The organism is Streptomyces sp. sk2.1, from assembly GCF_008120935.1.
Lineage (GTDB): Bacteria > Actinomycetota > Actinomycetes > Streptomycetales > Streptomycetaceae > Streptomyces.
Window position 1 is genome coordinate 1 of the sequence record NZ_RDBO01000268.1, and the last position, 1,321, is coordinate 1,321.

1 protein-coding gene is annotated in these 1,321 nt (G+C 73.0%); it reads right to left on the bottom strand.

Annotated features, from left to right (window positions below):
- Window positions 1-72: 72 nt before the first annotated feature.
- On the bottom strand, window positions 73-663 hold the full coding sequence (locus EAO76_RS43540; protein WP_262376268.1) for a hypothetical protein: 591 nt from the start codon (window positions 661-663) through the stop codon (window positions 73-75).
- Window positions 664-1,321: the final 658 nt, after the last annotated feature.

Below are 1,321 nucleotides of genomic sequence, written 5' to 3' on the forward strand. Positions count from 1 at the left end.
GGCCGGCGGGGCGGGGCGGCGCGAGCCCGGGGCACGGCCGCGGCGACGGCCCGGGTGGCCGGCCAGCCAGCGTCAGCTGGGGTCGCCGGCGAACAGGGGATCGAGCGGATCGCCCTCGTACCCGACGACGAGGCAAGCTGCGGCGACGGGTCCTCGGGAGAGCTCCACGAGCCGGGCCAGGGCTGCCGCCTCGGACGGCAGTCCGGCCGGATCGAGGCCGAGCGCCCGGGCCGCGCGGTCGCGTCGCCGGTCGAGGTCGGGCATGTCCTCCCGGTACTCGTCGGCGACCACCTGGAGTTCTCCGGCTGTCCGTCCGGGAGCATCACGCCACCACGGTGCCACCAGACACAGCCGCACCAGCTCCGGCAGTCCGAGGGCGAGCGGTCCGGCCTCGCCGTCGAGGCTGACGTACACCACGGGGCGTTCTTCTCCACCCTCGCCGACGAAGCAGAACGCGTCACCTGAGGCCGCCCGCGCGAACTGCTCCAGCCGGGCTCCAGAGGCAAGCCGGACCCCGTCTTCCAGCTCCTGGTCGGCGGGGTCCGTCGCGTCGAGATCCGCAACACCGGCGAAGAAGTCGATGACCTCCTGGTCAGCACCCAGGAGAGGCAGCAACGTGCCGTGGTGGGCGGGTACGTCGGCTGGTGCATTCAATCCGTTCACCTGGCAACCGTAGCCGGGGCCTCCGACAGCGGCGGCGTCAGACCGCCAGGGACCTGGGCAGGGACAAGGTGGCGAGGCCCGCAGGCGTAGGTGCGGTGAGACTGGTCAGGGTCCGATATGACGGGACAGCACGAGCAAGGTTCGATGTCACGAAACCGGTAGTCGTCACGCTCCGATGGCAAACGAGCAAGATCCGATGCCACAGGACACCGCGGCCCTGCGGCAAGGGTGAACTGTGTACCCGGACAAAGGCGTTACACCCCGGCACGGCCAGAACAACCAGGCACAGCAACGGGCCGGACGGCGGGACGGGACGGGCGGGGAAGGTCGTCGACGACACGGTGAGGCGACGACGGGCGGGCGACGGTGGCATGCAGCGGGAACAGCAGGGCGGCGCGGGGCCCGGCAACAACTAGGCAGGGCCGGCACGGCGACGGCCCGGCGGCGAGGGGCACGGCGGGGCGGCACAGGTTCCGGGTTCTGGTCCTGTGTCCTGGCGGGCACGGCGGAGGCTGAGCGACGGGCGCAGCGGCCCTGCGGCAAGGGTGAACTGTGTACCCGGACACGGGCGTTACACCCCGGCACGGTCCGGGGCGGGGCGGCCGACGGTCCTGTGCGAACTCCGGCCCCGCCCCCGCCGCAGCGGCGGGGGCGGGGC